Below are 16,229 nucleotides of genomic sequence, written 5' to 3'. Positions count from 1 at the left end.
CATGCCCATGGCGGGCGATTGCCGCGCCATGGGGAGGCCGCCGGAAGGGCGGCCGGGCAGAGGGCCTGGTTGTTACTTCTTCCAGGTATCCCGCAGGGTGACGGTACGGTTGAAGATCGGCGCTCCGTCCTGGGTATCGACTCGGTCGGCGACGAAATAGCCGTGCCGTTCGAACTGGAAGCGGGCTTCCGGCTTGGCGGCGCGCAGGGCCGGTTCGAGTTGGGCAGTAATGACCTTCAGGCTGTTCGGGTTGATGTCGTCGAGGAAGTTGCGTTCCAGGTCTTCGGCATCGCCTTCCCGGCGAGCGCCCGGATAGGCATGGGCGAACAGGCGGTCGTAAAGACGCACTTCGGTGGTGTAGGCGTGCGCCACCGATACCCAGTGCAGATTGCCCTTTACCTTGTAGTTGTCGGCGCCTGGCGTGCCTGACTTGGAGTCGGGCATGTATTCGCACAGCACTGCGGTCACGTTGCCGTCCGCATCCTTCTCGCAACCGGTGCACTTCACAACGAAGCCGTAGCGCAGGCGCGCCATGTTGCCCGGATAGAGGCGGTGATAGCCCTTGACCGGGGTTTCCATGAAGTCTTCGCGCTCGATCCACAGCTCGCGGCTGAAGGGCATCTCGCGCTTGCCGAGCTCCGGGTGCAAAGGATGGTTGGGGGCGTGGCAGCGTTCGGTCTGGCCTTCCGGGTAGTTGGTGATGATCAGCTTGAGCGGATCGAGCACGGCGACGCGGCGTTCGGCGGCTTCGTTGAGGTGTTCGCGCATGCAGTCTTCCAACACGCTCATGTCGATCCACGAGTCGGACTTGGAGACGCCGATGCGCTCGGCGAACATGCGGAAACCCTCCGGCGTGAAGCCACGGCGGCGGGCGCCGACGAGGGTCGGCAGGCGCGGGTCGTCCCAGCCGGCCACGTGCTTCTCGTCCACCAGCTGGATCAGCTTGCGCTTGGACAGCACCACGTAAGTGAGGTTGAGGCGGGCGAACTCGATCTGGCGCGGGACCGGGCGCGGGAAGAAGCCACCGTCGGCGAGGCTGTCCAGCAGCCAGTCGTAGAAGGGCCGCTGGTCCTCGAACTCGAGGGTGCAGATGGAATGGGTCACGTCCTCCAGCGCATCCTCGATCGGATGGGCGAAGGTGTACATCGGATACACGCACCAGCGGTCACCGGTGCGGTGGTGGGTGGCGTGGCGGATGCGGTAGATGGCCGGGTCGCGCAGGTTGATGTTGGGCGAGGCCATGTCGATCTTGGCGCGCAGGATGTGGGTGCCGTCGGGGAATTCGCCGGCCTTCATACGCTGGAAGAGTTCGAGGTTCTCGGTGACGCTGCGGTTGCGATAGGGGCTGTCCTTGCCGGGGGACGACAGGGTTCCGCGATAGGCGCGCATCTCCTCGGCGGACAGGGAGTCCACATAGGCCTTGCCGACGGTGATCAGGTGCTCGGCCATCGCGTACATCTTGTCGAAGTAGTCCGACGCGAAGTACAGGTGCTCGCCCCAACTGAAGCCCAGCCACTGCACGGCCTCGATGATGGCGTCGACGTACTCCTGCTCTTCCTTGGTCGGATTGGTGTCGTCGAAGCGCATGTGGCAGGCGCCGCCATAGGCTTCGGCGAGGCCGAAGTTCAGGCAGATGCTCTTGGCGTGGCCGTAGTGCAGGTAGCCGTTGGGCTCCGGCGGGAAGCGGGTCTCGACCCGTCCGTCCCATTTGCCGAGGCGACGGTCCTCGTCGATGAGGCTGCGGATGAAATTGCTGGGCGTTGCGGCTTCTGCGGCCGGGGAAGTGGGTGCAGTCATCTGGTCTTACCTTGACGGGCGGGCTGTGGGCCGCCGGAATGCCGGGTGAAAAATGTTGCGATTGTATCCGATGGGCGCCGGGCGACGGGCAGGCCGGCAGGGCGTGAATTTTCGCACAGGCAGTTGCCGACTCGTTGCGACTTCGCGCCGGGTGCGCATTGTTAGGCATTTGGCGGGCTGACGTTTGGGTAAAACGGTGCCGGTTGGCGGGGCAATGAGCCCTGCAGCTGTTGCTGATCCTGTTTCTGGTGAGCCCCCTGATGCATCGAATTCCCGCCAAGTCCTTCTTCCGGCCCGTCGCCTGGGTCCGCCCCCTGTGGCGGCGTCCGGCGGCGGGCAAGACGCCGTCGCCGCGGGCAAACGGAGTGCCCGGTGAGCTGGCCCTGGACCTGGACATCCTGATGGCCCTGCCGGGGGTGAACGGCAATCGTGCGGCGCCCATGCTGAAGCGCCTGCTGCCCCTGTTCGTTGCTGAAACCGAGCGCCATGTGCAGGGCTTGCGGGAGGGGCTGGCCGCCGGTAACGCGGAGGCCGTGCGTGCCCTGGCCCACAAAATGAAGTCGGGCTGTCATGCCATGGGTGCGTTGCGCCTGGCGGCCCGTGCCCGGCGCCTGGATGAACGGATCAAGGCCGGAGAGGCGCCGCGGGGGCAGGACGTGGAGGGCATTGCCGATGCTTGGGAGGCCTGTCGGCTGGCTTTGCAGAAGGAAGGTCTGATCGGGGAAGATGCGCCAAAGTGAAGAGAGTCCGGCGGAGGGGCCGGCAGGGACGATGACTGATAGCGAACGCGCGCACATCCTGGTGGTGGATGACGATCCGCTGACCCGCATGATGGCCACCGAGGCTTTGCGGGAAGGGGGATTCGAGGTTTCGGAAGCCGAGGACGGCGCGCAGGCGCTGAGCTTGTTTGGCGAGGCTCCGCCCGATCTGGTGCTGCTTGACGTGATGATGCCGGGCCTCAGCGGTTTCGAGGTGTGCCGCCGCCTGCGTCAGCTGCCGGAAGGGCGCCTGGTGCCGGTGATCATGCTGACCGGTCTCGATGATGGCGAGTCCGTCGAGGAGGCTTTCGATGCCGGCGCGACCGACTTCATCTCCAAGCCGATCAACTGGACCCTGTTGCGTTTCCGTATCCGCTATGTGCTGCGTTCCGCCGAGGCCATGCAGGAGCTGAGCCTAAGCCAGGAGAGCCTGTCCAATGCCCAGCGCATCGCCCGTCTGGGCAGCTGGGAGTGGGCCGTCAAGACCGGGCGGGTGCGTCGCTCGGCCCAGTTCTACCGTCTCTTCGGCAGCGACCGGGAGCGCTTCGGCGAGGCTATGGAGGCGGTTCTCGAATATGTCTATGGCCCTGACCGCAGCGCCGTGCAGGCGGCCCTGGCCGCTGCCCGCGACGGCGTCGGCTTCCAGCTGACCTATCGTGTCGTATGGCCGGATGGCAGCGTGCGGACGGTGCAGGAGACCGTCGAGCCGGCCCGCCGTAGCGACGGACGTGGCGCCGGCGGGTTGCTGATGGAAGGCAGCGTGCAGGACATCACCGAGCAGGTGGAGGCGCAGCGGCGCATCCGCCAGCTGGCCTATTTCGATCATCTGACAGGCCTGCCCAACCGGGAATATTTCCGCGAGAACCTGCTCGGCGCCACTGCCCGGGGGTTGCGCTACGACAGCCGCTGTGCGGTGATGGTGGTGGATATCGACCGTTTTGCCCGGATCAACGACAGCCTGGGGCCGGACCGGGGCGACCAGGTGCTGCAGCTGATCGCCCATCGGCTGCGTGAGAGCATGGGAGACCGCCAGCCGGCCGAGGCGCCGGGGAGCAGCTTGTCGACCCGTTTCCGGGTAGCCCGCCTGGCCGCCGACGAGTTCGGTGTGCTGGTCAATGACGTGGAGTCGGTGGCCGAACTGCTCGATACCGCGGAGCGCCTGCTGCAGGTGGTGCGGGCCCCGATCCGCGTGCCGGGGCAGGAGATCACCCTGTCGGCGCGGATCGGCGTGGCGGTGATGCCGGATCACGCCACCGATGCGGATGCCCTGCTGAAGGCCGCTGAGACTGCCCTCAACCATGCCAAGCGTGGCCGTGGCGATCCGCTGGCGCTGTTCTCCGAAGACATGAAGGTGGCCGCCTTCCTGCGCTTCACCCTGGAGAGTGATCTGCGCCGCGCCATCGGCGAGGACGAGATGAACATGTGCTATCAGCCGATCATCGACGTGAAGCGTCGCGCGGTGGTCAAGGCCGAGGCCTTGCTGCGCTGGCCCCACGCCAGCCGCGGGGCGGTGCCGCCGCCGGAGTTCATCTCGCTGGCCGAGGAGACCGGGCTGATCGTGCCGCTGACCCGCCGCGTGCTCGAGAAAGTGTGCGCCGATCTGCTCCGCCTGGAGCACAGGCTGGCAGCGGATTTCCGCATCAGCATCAACCTGTCCGGGGTGAACTTCATGGACGCCCAGCTGATCCCCACCGTGCGCGAGGTGCTGGCGATGACGGGAGTGGCCCCGTCACGGCTGGAGTTCGAGCTGACCGAGACCGTGCTGATGCGCGACCTCGACCACGCCACGGCCATCCTTACCCAACTGCGCGATATGGGCGTGCGCGTGGCGGTGGACGACTTCGGTACCGGCTATTCGTCGCTCGCCTACCTGCGCCGGCTGGCGGTGGATGCGCTGAAGATCGACCGTTCCTTCGTCAATGAACTCGACGACGGGCAGGGCGTCGCGATCGTCGAGGCGGTGATTGGCCTGGCCCACAGCCTAGGGCTGGAGGTGGTGGCCGAGGGCGTTGAGACGGTTGCCCAGCTTGATGCCCTGATTCGGCGGGGGTGCCATCTGATCCAGGGCTATCTGTTCGCGATGCCGATGAGCTGTGCGGCGCTGGCCGACATGTTCGGCAGCGCCTATTTCATTCCCGAAGAGGTTTTGCCGCTGCTGCCGCCGCTGGCGGACTGACGCGGCGCCTACTTGCGTTCCGGGCGGATGGCGATCGCCAGCCGGATGCCCTCTGACGCCTCCAACTCGCGCAGTTGGCGAATCAGGTTGTCGTCGAGCACGAAGTCCGCTGCCAGTAGCATCACTCCGTCGCGGGTCACCAGGTCGCGCGCCAACACCATGCCGGCCTTGAGGGACGAGGGCGTGTGTTCGTTGCCGATGGCGGCGGCGGTGTCGCCAGCCCCCAGCTCGGCAATCAGCGCATCCACCACCTGCGGGCAGTAGCGCTTGCCGCGGTTCTGCTGGATGAAGGCGACGGCTTCCTCGGCCTTTAGCTTGCGCGGCGACAGGGTTCCGATCTGCAGGCCGTCGAAATCGTTGGCCACCGCCAGCACCCGCGCGCCGTAAGGAATTGCCAGGCCCGACAGGCGGTCGGGGTAGCCTTGGCCGTCCCAGCGTTCGTGGTGGCCGCGGATGAAGGTGCCGGCCCGACGCAGGTTCTCCAGCCCCATCAAGGCCGCCTGGCCGGTGACCGGATGCTTGCGCATTACGCCGAGCTCGTCGCCGCTCATGTGGGACACCGGCTTGCCGAGCAGTTCGTCGGGTAGGCCGATCTTGCCGATATCGTGGAGCAGGCCGGCGATCATCACGTCCTGGGCTTCAGCTGGTGCAAAGCCGAGCCGGTTGGCGAGCTTGCGGCCGAGGTCGGCCACTCGGCGGGAATGCCCCGAAATGAGACCTTCGCGCAGCTCGATGAGGTTGGAGAACACCCGGATCGAGGTCAGGAAGTGCTGCTTGAGCTTCTCGTGGGCGCTCTTCAGCTCGGCGGTGCGCGCCTCGACCTTCTGCTCGAGGCTGGCGTTGAGGTTCTTCAATTCCTCGTTCTGGGCGCGGGTCAGAGCCTCGAGGCGGCTCTTTTCCCGCTCCAGCGCCTTGCGCTCCAGGGCTTCCCGCACGGTCAGGACCACGTCCTGGTCGTTCCAGGGCTTGGCGATGTAACGGGCGATCTGGCCGGCATTGATGGCGGCGATGGTCGAGTCCATGTCGGCGTAGCCGGTGAGCAGCAGGCGCACTGTGTCCGGATGGCGCGTCCGCGCCTCGGCGAGGAAGGTGGCGCCGTCCATGCCCGGCATGCGCATGTCCGAGATGATCAGGTCCACATGCTCCTTCGCCAGTACCTCCAGGCCTTCGGCGCCGCCGCCGGCCGTCAGTACGGTATAACCGTGGGGGCGGAACAGGCGTCGCAGGGAGGACAGGATGTTGGCTTCGTCGTCCACGCAGAGGATCGTGAAGCTGGCGTTGTCGGTGTTCGGGGCAAGGGTCATTGGGGGGCTCCAGCCGGGGCCTGGCGATGGATGGGCAGGGTGATGCGGAAGGTGGTGCCGACGCCGGGCGTGCTGCTTACGGCGATCTGGCCCTGGTGCTTCTGGATGATGCCGTAGGACAGGGACAGGCCGAGCCCGGTGCCCTTGCCAACCGGCTTGGTGGTGAAGAAGGGATCGAAGATCCGGTCGCGTACCTCCGGTGGCATGCCGCTGCCGTTGTCGGCCACCTCGATCCACACTTCGTCCCCCGCCGTGCCGGTGCGCACGGTGATGGTGCCGTGGCGGTCGTCGGGCATGGCCTGGGCGGCGTTCACGAAAAGGTTCATGAAGACCTGGTTGAGCTGCGGCAGCAGGCATTCGACGAGCGGCAGGTTCCCGTATTCGCGCACCACGTCGGCCTTGTACTTGATCTCGTTGTTCGCGATGTTGAGGGTGCTGTCGAGGCCGTGGTGCAGGTCGGCGGCCTGCCACTCCTGGCTGGTGTCGGCGCGGGAAAAATCGCGCAGGTCCTGCACGATCTTGCTGACCCGTTCGGTGCCCTCCTGGGACTCGCTGATCAGCTGGCTGATGTCATCCCTCAGGAAGTCGAAGTCCGCCGCTTCCCGGGCCGCCTCGATGCGCGCCTGTTCGGTGGCCGGCAGGGCCGCTGAGCAGGCTTCGTAAACGTCGAGCACCTCCAGCATCTGCGTCATGTAGCCCTTGAGGCTGCGGATGTTGGAATTGACGTAGCCGATCGGGTTGTTGATCTCGTGGGCGACACCGGCGGCGAGCTGGCCGATGGAGGCGAGTTTCTCGGACTGGACCAGTTGCTGCTGGGTTTCCTGCAGGCGGCAGTTGAGCTCGGTGAGTTCGGCGTAGCGCTTCAGCAGTTCCGTCTCGGCGGTTTCCCGCCGCGCGATGTCCTGTTCGAGGGAGGCCTTGGCTTGCTGGAGCTGGGCGGTGCGCTCGGTGACCTTGGCTTCCAGCTCGGCCTGCATGGTGCGCAGTTCCATTTCGGCGTTCTTGCGCTCGGTGATGTCCTGCAAGGTCTCGATGGCCCCGATCACTTCACCGAGGGCGTTGCGCAGCGGCGCCGCGGTGAAGTACAGCCAGCGCCCGTGTTCGCCCATCCGCGGGAAGAAATCTTCTGCCTCGTAGGCGCCGTCGATCACCGGCGAGCGGCGCAGCTTCTTGTCCCCGTAGAGGTGAAGCAGGCTGTCGATTTTGCCGGATACGATCAGGTCGGCCATGATTGGCCGCTCGCTCGGGTAAAAGGCGGCCCATTGGCGGGACGTGCCGACCATTTCGCTGGTCGGGATGCCGATGACCTGCTCGCAGGCGTGATTCCAGTGGGTGACGGTGTGGCGGGCGTCGATGACCAGGGTCGGTACCGGGTCGCCGTCGATGATCTGGGTTAGCAGTTGCTGGGCCTGCTGCTGGGCGGCTTCGGCCTGCTTGCGGACGGTCACATCGATGAAGCAGTCGATCACCGTGCACTCGCCGAGGATGTCCTGATGGGAGATCGACAGTTCGACCCAGCGCAGATCCCCCTGGCGGGTGACGATGGCAGTCTCGCAGCGGCAGACGGGGGCATCGTCCCACAGATGGGCCTCGCTGCGTTCGCGGATGCGCGCCTGGGCGTTGGGTTGGAAGAAGGCCCAGTAATCGAGCGTGGCTAGCTCGGCCGGTGAGCAGCCGGTGAGGCGCGCCATGGTCCGATTGGCGAACAGGATCTTACCGCCCCGGTGCAGCGCGATCCCGGCGCTGACGGATTCGGCGAGGGGGAACAAGCTGGCGGGCAGCGGATAGATGTCGTCGTCGTGCATGGCTCAGCCCAGCATCAGCCGGTAGCTGTCGAAGCGGGATTGGGTCTCGGCAAGGATGGCCAGCAGCGCATCCCAGTCGAGGCCGAGGCTGGCTACGGCGCCTTCCTGCAGGCTGGCAACCTGGCTGTCCTCGGCCTCGTCAAGGTCGAGCGCCTGGGCGATCGCGTCGGCGTAATGGACGATGGCCGCCAGCCCGTCCGCCTTGCCCTGCCCGGGTTGGTGATGCCATGCCAGGGCGTCCACGATGTCGTCGGGAAAGTGCCAGTGCCCGGCAAGGGCGGCGCCCACCGCAGTGTGGTCGAAACCGAAGAGTTCGAGCTCGGCCTCCTGCAGCGTGCAGTCCTGCTCCCGGGCGTTGGCGAGCGCGGCTGCGTAGCTGGCCGGGTAGAGGACGACCAGCGCGAGGCGTCCGATGTCGTGCAGCAGGCCCGCAATGAAAAGGGCTTCCGATGGGCGGCCCAGGCGCTTGCCGATGGCCTGGGCGGCGGCGGCGGTACCCAGAACGTGGCGCCAGAAGCGCTCCTGGCTGAAGCCCGTACATGGGCCGCCGGGCAGGCTGGCCATCACGGCGGCGGCCAGCACCAGCGAGCGGACCGCCGAGAAGCCCAGCACGACGATGGCGTCGTTGATGGAGGCGACCCGTGATTGCAGGCCGTAGAACGGCGAGTTGGCAACCCGCAGCACGCGGGCGGTGATGGCCTGGTCCTGGGCGATGCGGCGTGCCAGATCGGCCAGGTCAGCCGACGAGGCGTCGGTCTCGGTGAGGGTGTGCAGCAGTTCAAGCGCCACCGCCGGCATGGCCGGCAGGCTGCGAATGCGCCCAGCCACATCGGCGAGGGTCGGGGCGTCGTTCATCGCACCTGCTCCTGACGGAAGGCCAGCACGGCCTGCAGCAGTGCCTGGGCAGCCGGATCGTCGGCGCGGTGGCGGAACAGGTACAGCACCCGCTCGCGGATTTTTTCGCGCCGGCGGGTCAATTCCGCCGGATCGGGGGGCAGGCTGACGCTCAGCGTGGCGATATCCCGGCGGCGCAGGCTGGTGAGGTGCGCGTCGGTGAGGGTCAGGCCAGCGGGCAACAGCACCGTGCCGCGGGCATCCGCGACGGCTTCGGCGAGGATTGCACCAGGCTGGATGGCATCGAGGGGAAGGCGTTGGGTGTCGGTCATGGGCAGGCCGGGTTCCGGCAGGTGAAGCTCAGCAGGGTACCGCGATGGGGGCCGTGGCCGCCGAGGGCGCGGGCCTCTACGTAAAAGTGTGCGTCGCCGCAGCGGGCCTCGCAATGCCCTTCGCCCGCGCTGGCCAGGGTAGTGAGCGGTGCGGGCAATACTTCGTCGGCGCTTACGCCCAGCAGCGGCGCCTGGGCTGCGAACAGGCTTTCAGCGGCCTGGTTGGCGAAGGCGATCATGCCGTTCGGGTCAATGCCGAGCAGCGGCAGCGGCATGACGGCCAGGGCTTCCTGGGCCAGCGTCAGGGCGGCCTCGTCCACGCCGAGGCGGTGTTGCTGGGCGACCAGCAGGGCCTCGAGGCGGGCGTTTATGCGAGCCAGCTCCTGGTTGGCGTGCTGCAACTCGTTGGCGAGGCGCTGGTTCTCGTCGGACAGGGCCTTGCGGCGGAAGGCTTCCTCGATGTTGGCGCGCAGCATCGCGTCGTCCCAGGGCTTGGTGAGGAACTTGTAGATGGCACCTTCGTTGATCGCGTCGGTGACTGACTGCAGGTCGGTATAGCCGGACAGCACCAGGCGCACGCTGTCCGGGCACATGTCCTTGGCCTTGCGCAGGAACTCCACGCCGGTCATGCCGGGCATGCGCTGGTCAGAGACGATCACGTCTACCCGGTTGGCAGCGAGCACCTCTAGGCCTTGCTGGCCGTCGCTGGCGGTGAGGATCGTGTAGCCGTCCCGGCGCAGCAGGCGGCGCAGTGCGGACAGGATGTTGTCCTCGTCGTCCACCAGCAGCAGCGTGCGTTCAGGGGCGGGGCCACGCAACAGGCTGGCGTCGAGCCGCGGGCCGGCGGTGAGCTGTGCCGAGAAGGCTTCGGCTGGCAGTGGGGCGGCGATCAGCGGCCCCTGCAGCGTGTCGGCGCCGGCGGCCGTCATCACCGCCGCGGCCTGGGGGCTGGTGATCTCCGTTGCGCAGATCTGGCGCCCCATGCGGTGGGCGCGGGTCAGCAGGGCCCGCACGATGGCCACCCCTTCCGGCGCCGCCGCCACGTTGTCGACGAGGCGGGCTGGCACCTCGATGCTGTCGACCGGTAGCTGGGCGGTCCACGCCACCCGCGTGCTGGCCGGGCTGGTGGCGCAGATCGCGAAGCGGATGCCGAGCCGGTGCAGTTGCTGCAGGGCGGCCAGCATGTGGTCCGGAATCTCGTCGCGGGACGTGACGATGCTGATTTCGAGGCTGTGGGGCTCCAGCCGGGTTTCCCGCAGGATGGCGCCCAGGGCGTTCGCAAAGTCCGGCTCGCACAGGGCGTCGAGGCGGGCCCCGACGGTCAGTCCTAATGGCCTGCTGGTGCTGGCCTGCCAAGCTGCTGCCTGCAGGCACGCGGTGCGCAGCGTCTCGAGCCCGTCCGTACCGGTGGCGACGGGGGGGGGGGGGTCTGGACGGGGTGAGCCATCCGTAAGGGCTTGCACGCCCACCAGCTCGCCGTCGTGGCAGTCGAAACGCGCTTGGTAGAGCAGGGGAGGTGCCGTCGCGGGCCGGCTGTCGGGGGTGTTCATCGTGTCTCCAAACACGGCGTGCTTCCAGGGGGCGACTTGCGTGGCCTGCCCGGTGCAGCCGGCGCCTCCGCTGCGGAGGCGCTTCTTTTCATGCTCATGATAGCTATCGGCGGCTGCCTTGCAGTTCTTGAGTGCGGGGGGATGGGCGCCGCCATCGCCGGGGCGACTCGTGGAAGCATATATGGGGCACAGGCGGGCGGGCCTGCGTCGCACGGGGTAAAATCCGCAGCCATGTCTGATCATGCCCAACATTTCCCGACGCTGGCCCTCGTCGCAATCGGTATTGGCGCTGCCTTCGGCGCCTGGCTGCGTTGGTGGCTCGGCTTGCGCCTCAATCCGGTGCTGGCCCACATGCCCCTCGGCACGCTGGCGGCCAATCTGCTCGGCGGCTACCTGGTTGGCGTGGCGGTGGCTTTCTTCGCTGCCCGCCCGGAGATCCCGCCGGAGGCGCGGCTGTTCGTCGTCACTGGCTTTCTCGGTGGGCTGACCACCTTTTCGTCCTTCTCGGCGGAGGTCGTGCATCTGATCGATACCGCCCGTTACGGCTGGGCGCTTGGTGCCGCCGCCTTGCATCTGGGGGGCTCCCTGAGCATGACCGCGCTGGGCATGTGGACCGTGCATAGCCTGCGCGGCTGACCACCTGCACCTTTCCCGTGGTCCGTTGCCGCCTGGCGAACGGCCCTTTTCAATCGATTCTGACTGTTTTCCTCCATGGCATCACCGCAACACCGGCCCGACCGTAACGATCCGTACGCCCTGCTTGAAGAGTGCCTGTCGGCTGACCGGCCCGGACTGCGCCGCGACTTGCGCCGCCTGCCCAAGCGCCCGCGCAGCCTCGACGAGCTGCCGGAGGCGCTGCGCCTGCGCATCGCCGATTCGGCGGCCAAATGCATCGCCCGCGCCAACGCGCTGCCCAAGCCAGACTTCCCGCCCGATCTGCCGGTCAACCAGCGCAAGGACGAGATTGCCGCGGCGATCCGCGAGCACCAGGTGGTCATCGTCTGCGGCGAAACCGGCTCCGGCAAGACCACCCAGCTGCCCAAGATCTGTCTGGAACTCGGCCGTGGCGTGTCGGGCCTGATCGGTCACACCCAGCCGCGACGGATTGCCGCCCGCGCCACCGCCAGCCGCATCGCGCAAGAGCTGAAGAGCGAGCTGGGCAGTACCGTTGGCTACAAGATCCGCTTCACCGACCGCATCGGTCCGCAGAGCTACATCAAGCTGATGACGGACGGCATCCTGCTTGCCGAAACCCAGGGCGACCCGCTGCTCTCGGCCTATGACACTCTGATCATCGACGAGGCCCACGAACGCAGCCTGAACATCGACTTCCTGCTCGGCTACCTGCGCCAGCTGCTGGCCAAGCGGCCGGATCTGAAGCTGATCGTCACGTCGGCCACGCTGGACGCGGAGCGCTTTGCCCGCCATTTCGGCACTGAGGACAAGCCGGCGCCGGTGATCGAGGTGTCCGGCCGCCTGTTCCCCATCGAGATGCGCTACCGGCCGGTGGAGCGCGACGAGCCCAAGCCGGCTCGGCCCGGCGAGGCAGCACCGCGCCAGGACAGCCGCGGCCCGGACCGCGACCTCTACGACGCGCTGGTGGATGCCGTTGACGAAGCCCACCGCAGCGGCCCCGGCGACGTGCTGGTTTTCCTGCCCGGCGAGCGGGAGATCCGCGAAGCTGCCGAAGCGCTGCGCAAGGCCCACCACGCCGCCGGCACCGAGATCCTGCCGCTGTTCGCGCGCCAGTCGGCGCAGGAGCAGGCACGGGTGTTTGCGCCGTCGAAGGGGCGTCGCGTGGTGCTGGCCACCAACGTGGCGGAAACCTCGCTGACCGTGCCGGGCATCCGCTATGTGGTGGATACCGGCCTGGCGCGGGTCAAGCGCTACAGCCATCGCAACAAGGTCGAGCAACTGCAGATCGAGAAGGTCGCCCAGTCCGCCGCCCGTCAGCGGGCCGGCCGCTGCGGCCGGGTGAGCGACGGCATCTGCTTCCGCCTCTACGACGAGGACGACTTCAACAAGCGTCCGGCCCACACCGATCCGGAAATCCTGCGTTCATCCCTGGCCGGGGTGATCCTGCGCATGAAGTCCCTCAAGCTCGGCGAAGTTGCCGAGTTTCCGTTCATCGACGCGCCGCTGCCGCGCATGGTGGCGGACGGCTACCAGCTGCTGGCCGAGCTGGGCGCGGTGGAGGAGGTCGAGGGTGCGGCGACGATGAACCTCACGCCGATCGGGCGCGAGCTGGCCAAGCTGCCCCTCGACCCGAAGATCGGCCGCATGATCCTGGCCGCCCGCGATCGGGCCAGCCTCGCCGAAGTGCTGGTAATCGCCGCCGCCTTGTCGACGCAGGACGTGCGCGAGCGCCCGCCCGAGCGGCAGGCCGCCGCCGACCAGGCCCACGCCCGTTTCCGCGGCCCGGAGGAGAGCCAGAAGTCCGAGTTCCTGTGGTACTGGAACCTGTGGAAGGCCTGGGACGAAGTCCAGCGCCACGAGAGCTCCAGCAAGCAGAAGGCCTGGTGCAAGCAGAACTTCCTGTCCTGGCTGCGCCTGCGTGAATGGCGCGACGTGTTCACCCAGCTGCATACCCTGTGCACCGAGCACAGCTGGAAGGAGAACAAGGAGCCGGCCAGCTACGAGGCGATTCACAAGGCTTTGTTGACCGGCCTGATGGGCCACGTGGGTTGCAAGATCGAGGACGCCTCCGGCCCCGCTGCCGGTAGCTACCTGGGCGCCCGCGGCATCAAGTTCTGGCCGCATCCGGGCTCCGCCATCGCCAAGAAGGCCGGCAAGTGGATCATGTGCGCCGAGCTGGTGGATACCTCCCGCCTGTTTGGCCGCTGCCTGGCACGCATCGAGCCGGAATGGCTGGAGGAAGTCGGCGGGCACCTGCTCAAGCGCAATATCTCTGAACCCCACTGGTCGAAGGCCAGCGGCGCGGTACGCGCCTGGGAGCGCGGCACCCTGTACGGGCTGACCGTCTATCCGCGCCGCGGCGTGAGCTACCGGGAGATCGACCCGGCCCTGTGTCGCGAGCTGTTCATCCGCGAAGGCCTGGTGCAGGGCGAGATCGCCGAAGGGCCGGCCCGCGGCATGGCCTTCCTGGCCCATAACCGGCGCCTGGTGGCGGAGATCGAGCGCCTGGAGCACAAGTCCCGCCGCCCCGACGTGCTGGTGGACGAAGAGCTGATCTACGCCTTCTACGATGCCAAGCTGCCGCCGGAAGTGCTCGACATGGCCAGCTTCGAGGCCTGGCGCAAGGCCGCCGAGAAGAAGGCGCCCAAGCTGCTGCAGCTGTCCCGCGACCAGCTGATGCGCCACGACGCCGAAGGCATCACCACCGACCGCTTCCCGTCTAGCCTGGAAGTGCTCGGCCAGAAGCTCAAGCTCGCCTACCTGCACGAGCCGGGCGAGGCCGACGACGGGGTGACGCTGACGGTGCCGCTGGCGATGCTCAACCAGATTCCCGCCAACCGCTGCGAATGGCTGGTGCCGGGCCTGCTCGAAGAGAAGGTGCATGCGCTGCTGCGTACCGTGCCGCAGAAGCACCGCCACCGCTTGCAGCCGATGGCCGAGAGCGCGGCGGCCTTCATGGAGCGTTACGACGCCGGCGAGTTCGACACGGACGAGCCGCTGATCAAGATGCTGCAGCGCTTCGTCGAGGAGCGGGTGTCCCTCAAGCTGCCGATGGAGAGCTTCCGCCCGGAGAACCTCAATCCCCACTGTTTCATGAACTTCCGGGTGCAGGACGAGCACGGCCGCATCCTCGGCCAGTCCCGCAACCTGGCCGAGCTGCGCGCCAAGTTCCGCGATCAGGTGGCGGCGCGCTTCCAGAGCGCGCGTATCGTGCCGGCGGCGCCGGAAGCGCCGCAGCAGAAGAAGGCAGTGCCGCCCGCCGGCGGCAAGGCCGCAGCGGCACCTGCCGCGGCGCCGGCCACCGTTGCCGAAAAGACCTTGTCCGGCTTCACTGGGTGGACCTTCGGCGCGCTGCCGGAACTGCTCGAAGTGAAGGTCGCCGGCCGCGAGATCGTCGGTTTCCCGGCGCTGCACGACGACGGCAACAGCGTGTCCCTGCGTCCCTACGACACTCCGGAGGAGGCTGCCAAGGTCCATCGCGGCGGCCTCGCGCGGCTGTTCGCGCTGGAGCTGTCGGCCCAGGTGAAGGCCATCGAAAAGCTGCCGGGTATTCGTGAGCTGGCCCTGCAGTTCATCAACTACGGCACCGAGGCGGAGCTGAAGGCCCAGCTGGTGACGGCGACGCTGGAGCGCTGCTGTTTGCTGGAGCCGCTGCCGGCGGACGCGGACAGCTTTGCCAAGCGCTGCCAGGAAGCCAAGCCGCGCATCACGCTGGTGGCCCAGGAGCTGATGCGCCTGACCGGCCAGCTGATCGTCGAGCACGCCACGCTGACCAAGCGCCTCGCCGGCCTGAAGACCTTCCCGGACGTGGTCTCCGACATCAATGCCCAGGTGGCTAAGCTGATGCCGAAGAACTTCCTGGTGGCCTTGCCCTACGAGCGCATTGCGCAGATTCCGCGCTACCTGAAGGGCGCCACCGTGCGCATCGACAAGCTGCGCAACAACGCCGCCCGCGACGCGCAGCTGATGGCCGAGTGGCGCAGCCTGGCCCAGCCCTACGAACGGGAATGGCTGGCCAAGGCCAAGGCGGGGGTCACCGACCCGCAGCTGGAGGAATTCCGCTGGTTGCTGGAGGAACTGCGCGTCGGCCTGTTCGCGCAGGAGCTCAAGACGCCGATGCCGGTGTCGGTGAAGCGCTTGCAGAAGATCTGGGAGAGCCGGCCGCGCTAAGGGGAGGGTTGCACCCGGAGTGGGAGCCACTTCGGGCGCAACCGACGTTCAGGTGGCCTGGCATTTCCCGCCGCCGCCCGTCATTCGGCGAAACGGAATTCGATCCGTCGGTTTTGTGCGCGCCCGGCGGGTGTGTCGTTGCTGCTGATCGGACTGTCGGGGCCCGCGCCGCTGGTGCTCAGGCTGGTGGCGGGAATCCCCTTGTCCACCAGGTAGCTGCGGACGGCGTTCGCTCTGGCAAGACTCAGTTCCAGGTTGGACTGACGGTTCCCTGCGTTGTCGGTGTGCCCGATGAGCCGGATTGCGGGTGTATTGATGCGCCGCATGGCTGTTGCCATCTCGTCGAGGATGGCCTTGCCGATAGAGGTCAGGTTCGCCGATCCGCTCTCGAACTCGATGATCCGGTTGGACAGCGTCTGGTCGAGTACGTCCTGGCGGGCGTCTGCAACGGCGAGCGCATTGGTGATCGTATAGCCAGGGCTCACCGACGTGGTGATGGCGTTTGTGATTTGATCCCGTTGCGCCGTACTCGCGACATTGCCCTTCAGGGAAATCCGGGTTCCCGTGCCTCCGCGTCCTTTTCCGGTTGCGCTGAAGGATGGGGGAGGGGCAGCGGAACCGGTCGAGGGATCGAGTATTGCACTGGCTGCCTATGGTGGATTCTTCGGCGTGACCGCAGTCGGCGTCGCAGTGCCGCCTGAGTCGGGCATTCATGGATCAGTAGGATGGCATGCAGCTGATCCGCCCAGATCTCGGCAGCGGTACTCCAGAAGCGGGGAAACCCCCGGAACAAGGGGGGGTTTGGGGTGGTGGGGGGTGGCCCCGTTTGAGGGGGGGGGGGGGGGGGTGGGTGTTACGGGGTTGGAG

At 67.3% G+C, this 16,229-nt stretch carries 11 protein-coding genes; 4 read left to right on the top strand and 7 right to left on the bottom strand.

The window, feature by feature from the left end; translation table 11 throughout:
* Window positions 1-72 precede the first annotated feature (72 nt).
* Entirely contained in the window at window positions 73-1,797 is a 1,725-nt protein-coding gene (locus ACE3RX_RS19660; protein WP_374486663.1) for a glutamine--tRNA ligase/YqeY domain fusion protein, read from the bottom strand.
* Between the two features lie 260 nt (window positions 1,798-2,057).
* On the opposite strand from ACE3RX_RS19660, the gene ACE3RX_RS19655 reads away from it, so the two are divergent.
* Window positions 2,058-2,537 carry an Hpt domain-containing protein gene (locus tag ACE3RX_RS19655; RefSeq protein WP_374486662.1) on the top strand — a complete coding sequence of 160 codons (480 nt, stop codon included), beginning with the start codon at window positions 2,058-2,060 and terminating at the stop codon, window positions 2,535-2,537.
* Window positions 2,538-2,568: 31 nt separating this feature from the next.
* Window positions 2,569-4,731, top strand: coding sequence for a putative bifunctional diguanylate cyclase/phosphodiesterase (locus ACE3RX_RS19650; RefSeq protein WP_374486661.1), 2,163 nt, complete (start codon window positions 2,569-2,571; stop codon window positions 4,729-4,731).
* Between the two features lie 8 nt (window positions 4,732-4,739).
* On the opposite strand, the gene ACE3RX_RS19645 is transcribed toward ACE3RX_RS19650, so the two are convergent.
* Genes ACE3RX_RS19645 through ACE3RX_RS19625 form a run of 5 tightly spaced genes read right to left on the bottom strand, consistent with a single transcriptional unit; the run spans window position 4,740 to window position 10,556 of the window.
* Window positions 4,740-6,035 (bottom strand): HD domain-containing phosphohydrolase, encoded by a 1,296-nt coding sequence (locus tag ACE3RX_RS19645; RefSeq protein ID WP_374486660.1) that lies wholly within the window; start codon window positions 6,033-6,035, stop codon window positions 4,740-4,742.
* Window positions 6,032-7,840: an ATP-binding protein gene (locus tag ACE3RX_RS19640; RefSeq protein ID WP_374486659.1), complete on the bottom strand. Its 1,809-nt coding sequence runs from the start codon at window positions 7,838-7,840 to the stop codon at window positions 6,032-6,034. Before ACE3RX_RS19640 ends, ACE3RX_RS19645 begins: the two co-directional genes overlap by 4 nt.
* Window positions 7,841-7,843: 3 nt before the next feature.
* Window positions 7,844-8,695: an HDOD domain-containing protein gene (locus ACE3RX_RS19635; protein ID WP_374486658.1), complete on the bottom strand. Its 852-nt coding sequence runs from the start codon at window positions 8,693-8,695 to the stop codon at window positions 7,844-7,846.
* Window positions 8,692-9,006, bottom strand: a complete 315-nt coding sequence (locus ACE3RX_RS19630; RefSeq protein ID WP_374486657.1) for a hypothetical protein — start codon at window positions 9,004-9,006, stop codon at window positions 8,692-8,694. The genes ACE3RX_RS19635 and ACE3RX_RS19630 overlap by 4 nt, the downstream gene beginning before the upstream one ends.
* Window positions 9,003-10,556, bottom strand: coding sequence for a response regulator (locus ACE3RX_RS19625; protein WP_374486656.1), 1,554 nt, complete (start codon window positions 10,554-10,556; stop codon window positions 9,003-9,005). Before ACE3RX_RS19625 ends, ACE3RX_RS19630 begins: the two co-directional genes overlap by 4 nt.
* 231 nt (window positions 10,557-10,787) lie before the next feature.
* On the opposite strand from ACE3RX_RS19625, the gene crcB reads away from it, so the two are divergent.
* Together crcB and hrpA are read left to right on the top strand one after the other, a co-directional pair.
* Window positions 10,788-11,192: a fluoride efflux transporter CrcB gene (crcB, locus tag ACE3RX_RS19620; RefSeq protein ID WP_374486655.1), complete on the top strand. Its 405-nt coding sequence runs from the start codon at window positions 10,788-10,790 to the stop codon at window positions 11,190-11,192.
* 75 nt (window positions 11,193-11,267) lie between these two features.
* A complete protein-coding gene (gene hrpA, locus ACE3RX_RS19615; protein WP_374486654.1) occupies window positions 11,268-15,362 on the top strand; it encodes an ATP-dependent RNA helicase HrpA in 4,095 nt (1,364 codons plus the stop codon).
* Between the two features lie 80 nt (window positions 15,363-15,442).
* Here the strand turns inward: hrpA and ACE3RX_RS19610 are convergent, their stop codons facing one another.
* The gene (locus ACE3RX_RS19610) at window positions 15,443-15,847 is read right to left on the bottom strand and encodes an OmpA family protein (protein WP_374486653.1); all 405 of its coding nucleotides are present in this window, start codon (window positions 15,845-15,847) and stop codon (window positions 15,443-15,445) included.
* Window positions 15,848-16,229 lie beyond the last annotated feature (382 nt).

The sequence above is a fragment of the Zoogloea sp. genome, from assembly GCF_041914405.1.
Classification (GTDB): Bacteria; Pseudomonadota; Gammaproteobacteria; order Burkholderiales; family Rhodocyclaceae; genus Zoogloea.
This window is presented reverse-complemented; position numbering and strand designations above follow the sequence as displayed.

Excerpts from the sequence above, each read along its gene's own strand:
- ACE3RX_RS19650 (WP_374486661.1), top strand. The coding sequence starts at position 2,569 with ATGACTGATAGCGAACGCGCGCACATCCTGGTGGTGGATGACGATCCG.
- ACE3RX_RS19655 (WP_374486662.1), top strand. The coding sequence starts at position 2,058 with ATGCATCGAATTCCCGCCAAGTCCTTCTTCCGGCCCGTCGCCTGGGTC.
- ACE3RX_RS19635 (WP_374486658.1), bottom strand. The coding sequence starts at position 8,695 with ATGAACGACGCCCCGACCCTCGCCGATGTGGCTGGGCGCATTCGCAGC.
- ACE3RX_RS19640 (WP_374486659.1), bottom strand. The coding sequence starts at position 7,840 with ATGCACGACGACGACATCTATCCGCTGCCCGCCAGCTTGTTCCCCCTC.
- ACE3RX_RS19645 (WP_374486660.1), bottom strand. The coding sequence starts at position 6,035 with ATGACCCTTGCCCCGAACACCGACAACGCCAGCTTCACGATCCTCTGC.
- hrpA (WP_374486654.1), top strand. The coding sequence starts at position 11,268 with ATGGCATCACCGCAACACCGGCCCGACCGTAACGATCCGTACGCCCTG.
- crcB (WP_374486655.1), top strand. The coding sequence starts at position 10,788 with ATGTCTGATCATGCCCAACATTTCCCGACGCTGGCCCTCGTCGCAATC.
- ACE3RX_RS19630 (WP_374486657.1), bottom strand. The coding sequence starts at position 9,006 with ATGACCGACACCCAACGCCTTCCCCTCGATGCCATCCAGCCTGGTGCA.
- ACE3RX_RS19660 (WP_374486663.1), bottom strand. The coding sequence starts at position 1,797 with ATGACTGCACCCACTTCCCCGGCCGCAGAAGCCGCAACGCCCAGCAAT.
- ACE3RX_RS19625 (WP_374486656.1), bottom strand. The coding sequence starts at position 10,556 with ATGAACACCCCCGACAGCCGGCCCGCGACGGCACCTCCCCTGCTCTAC.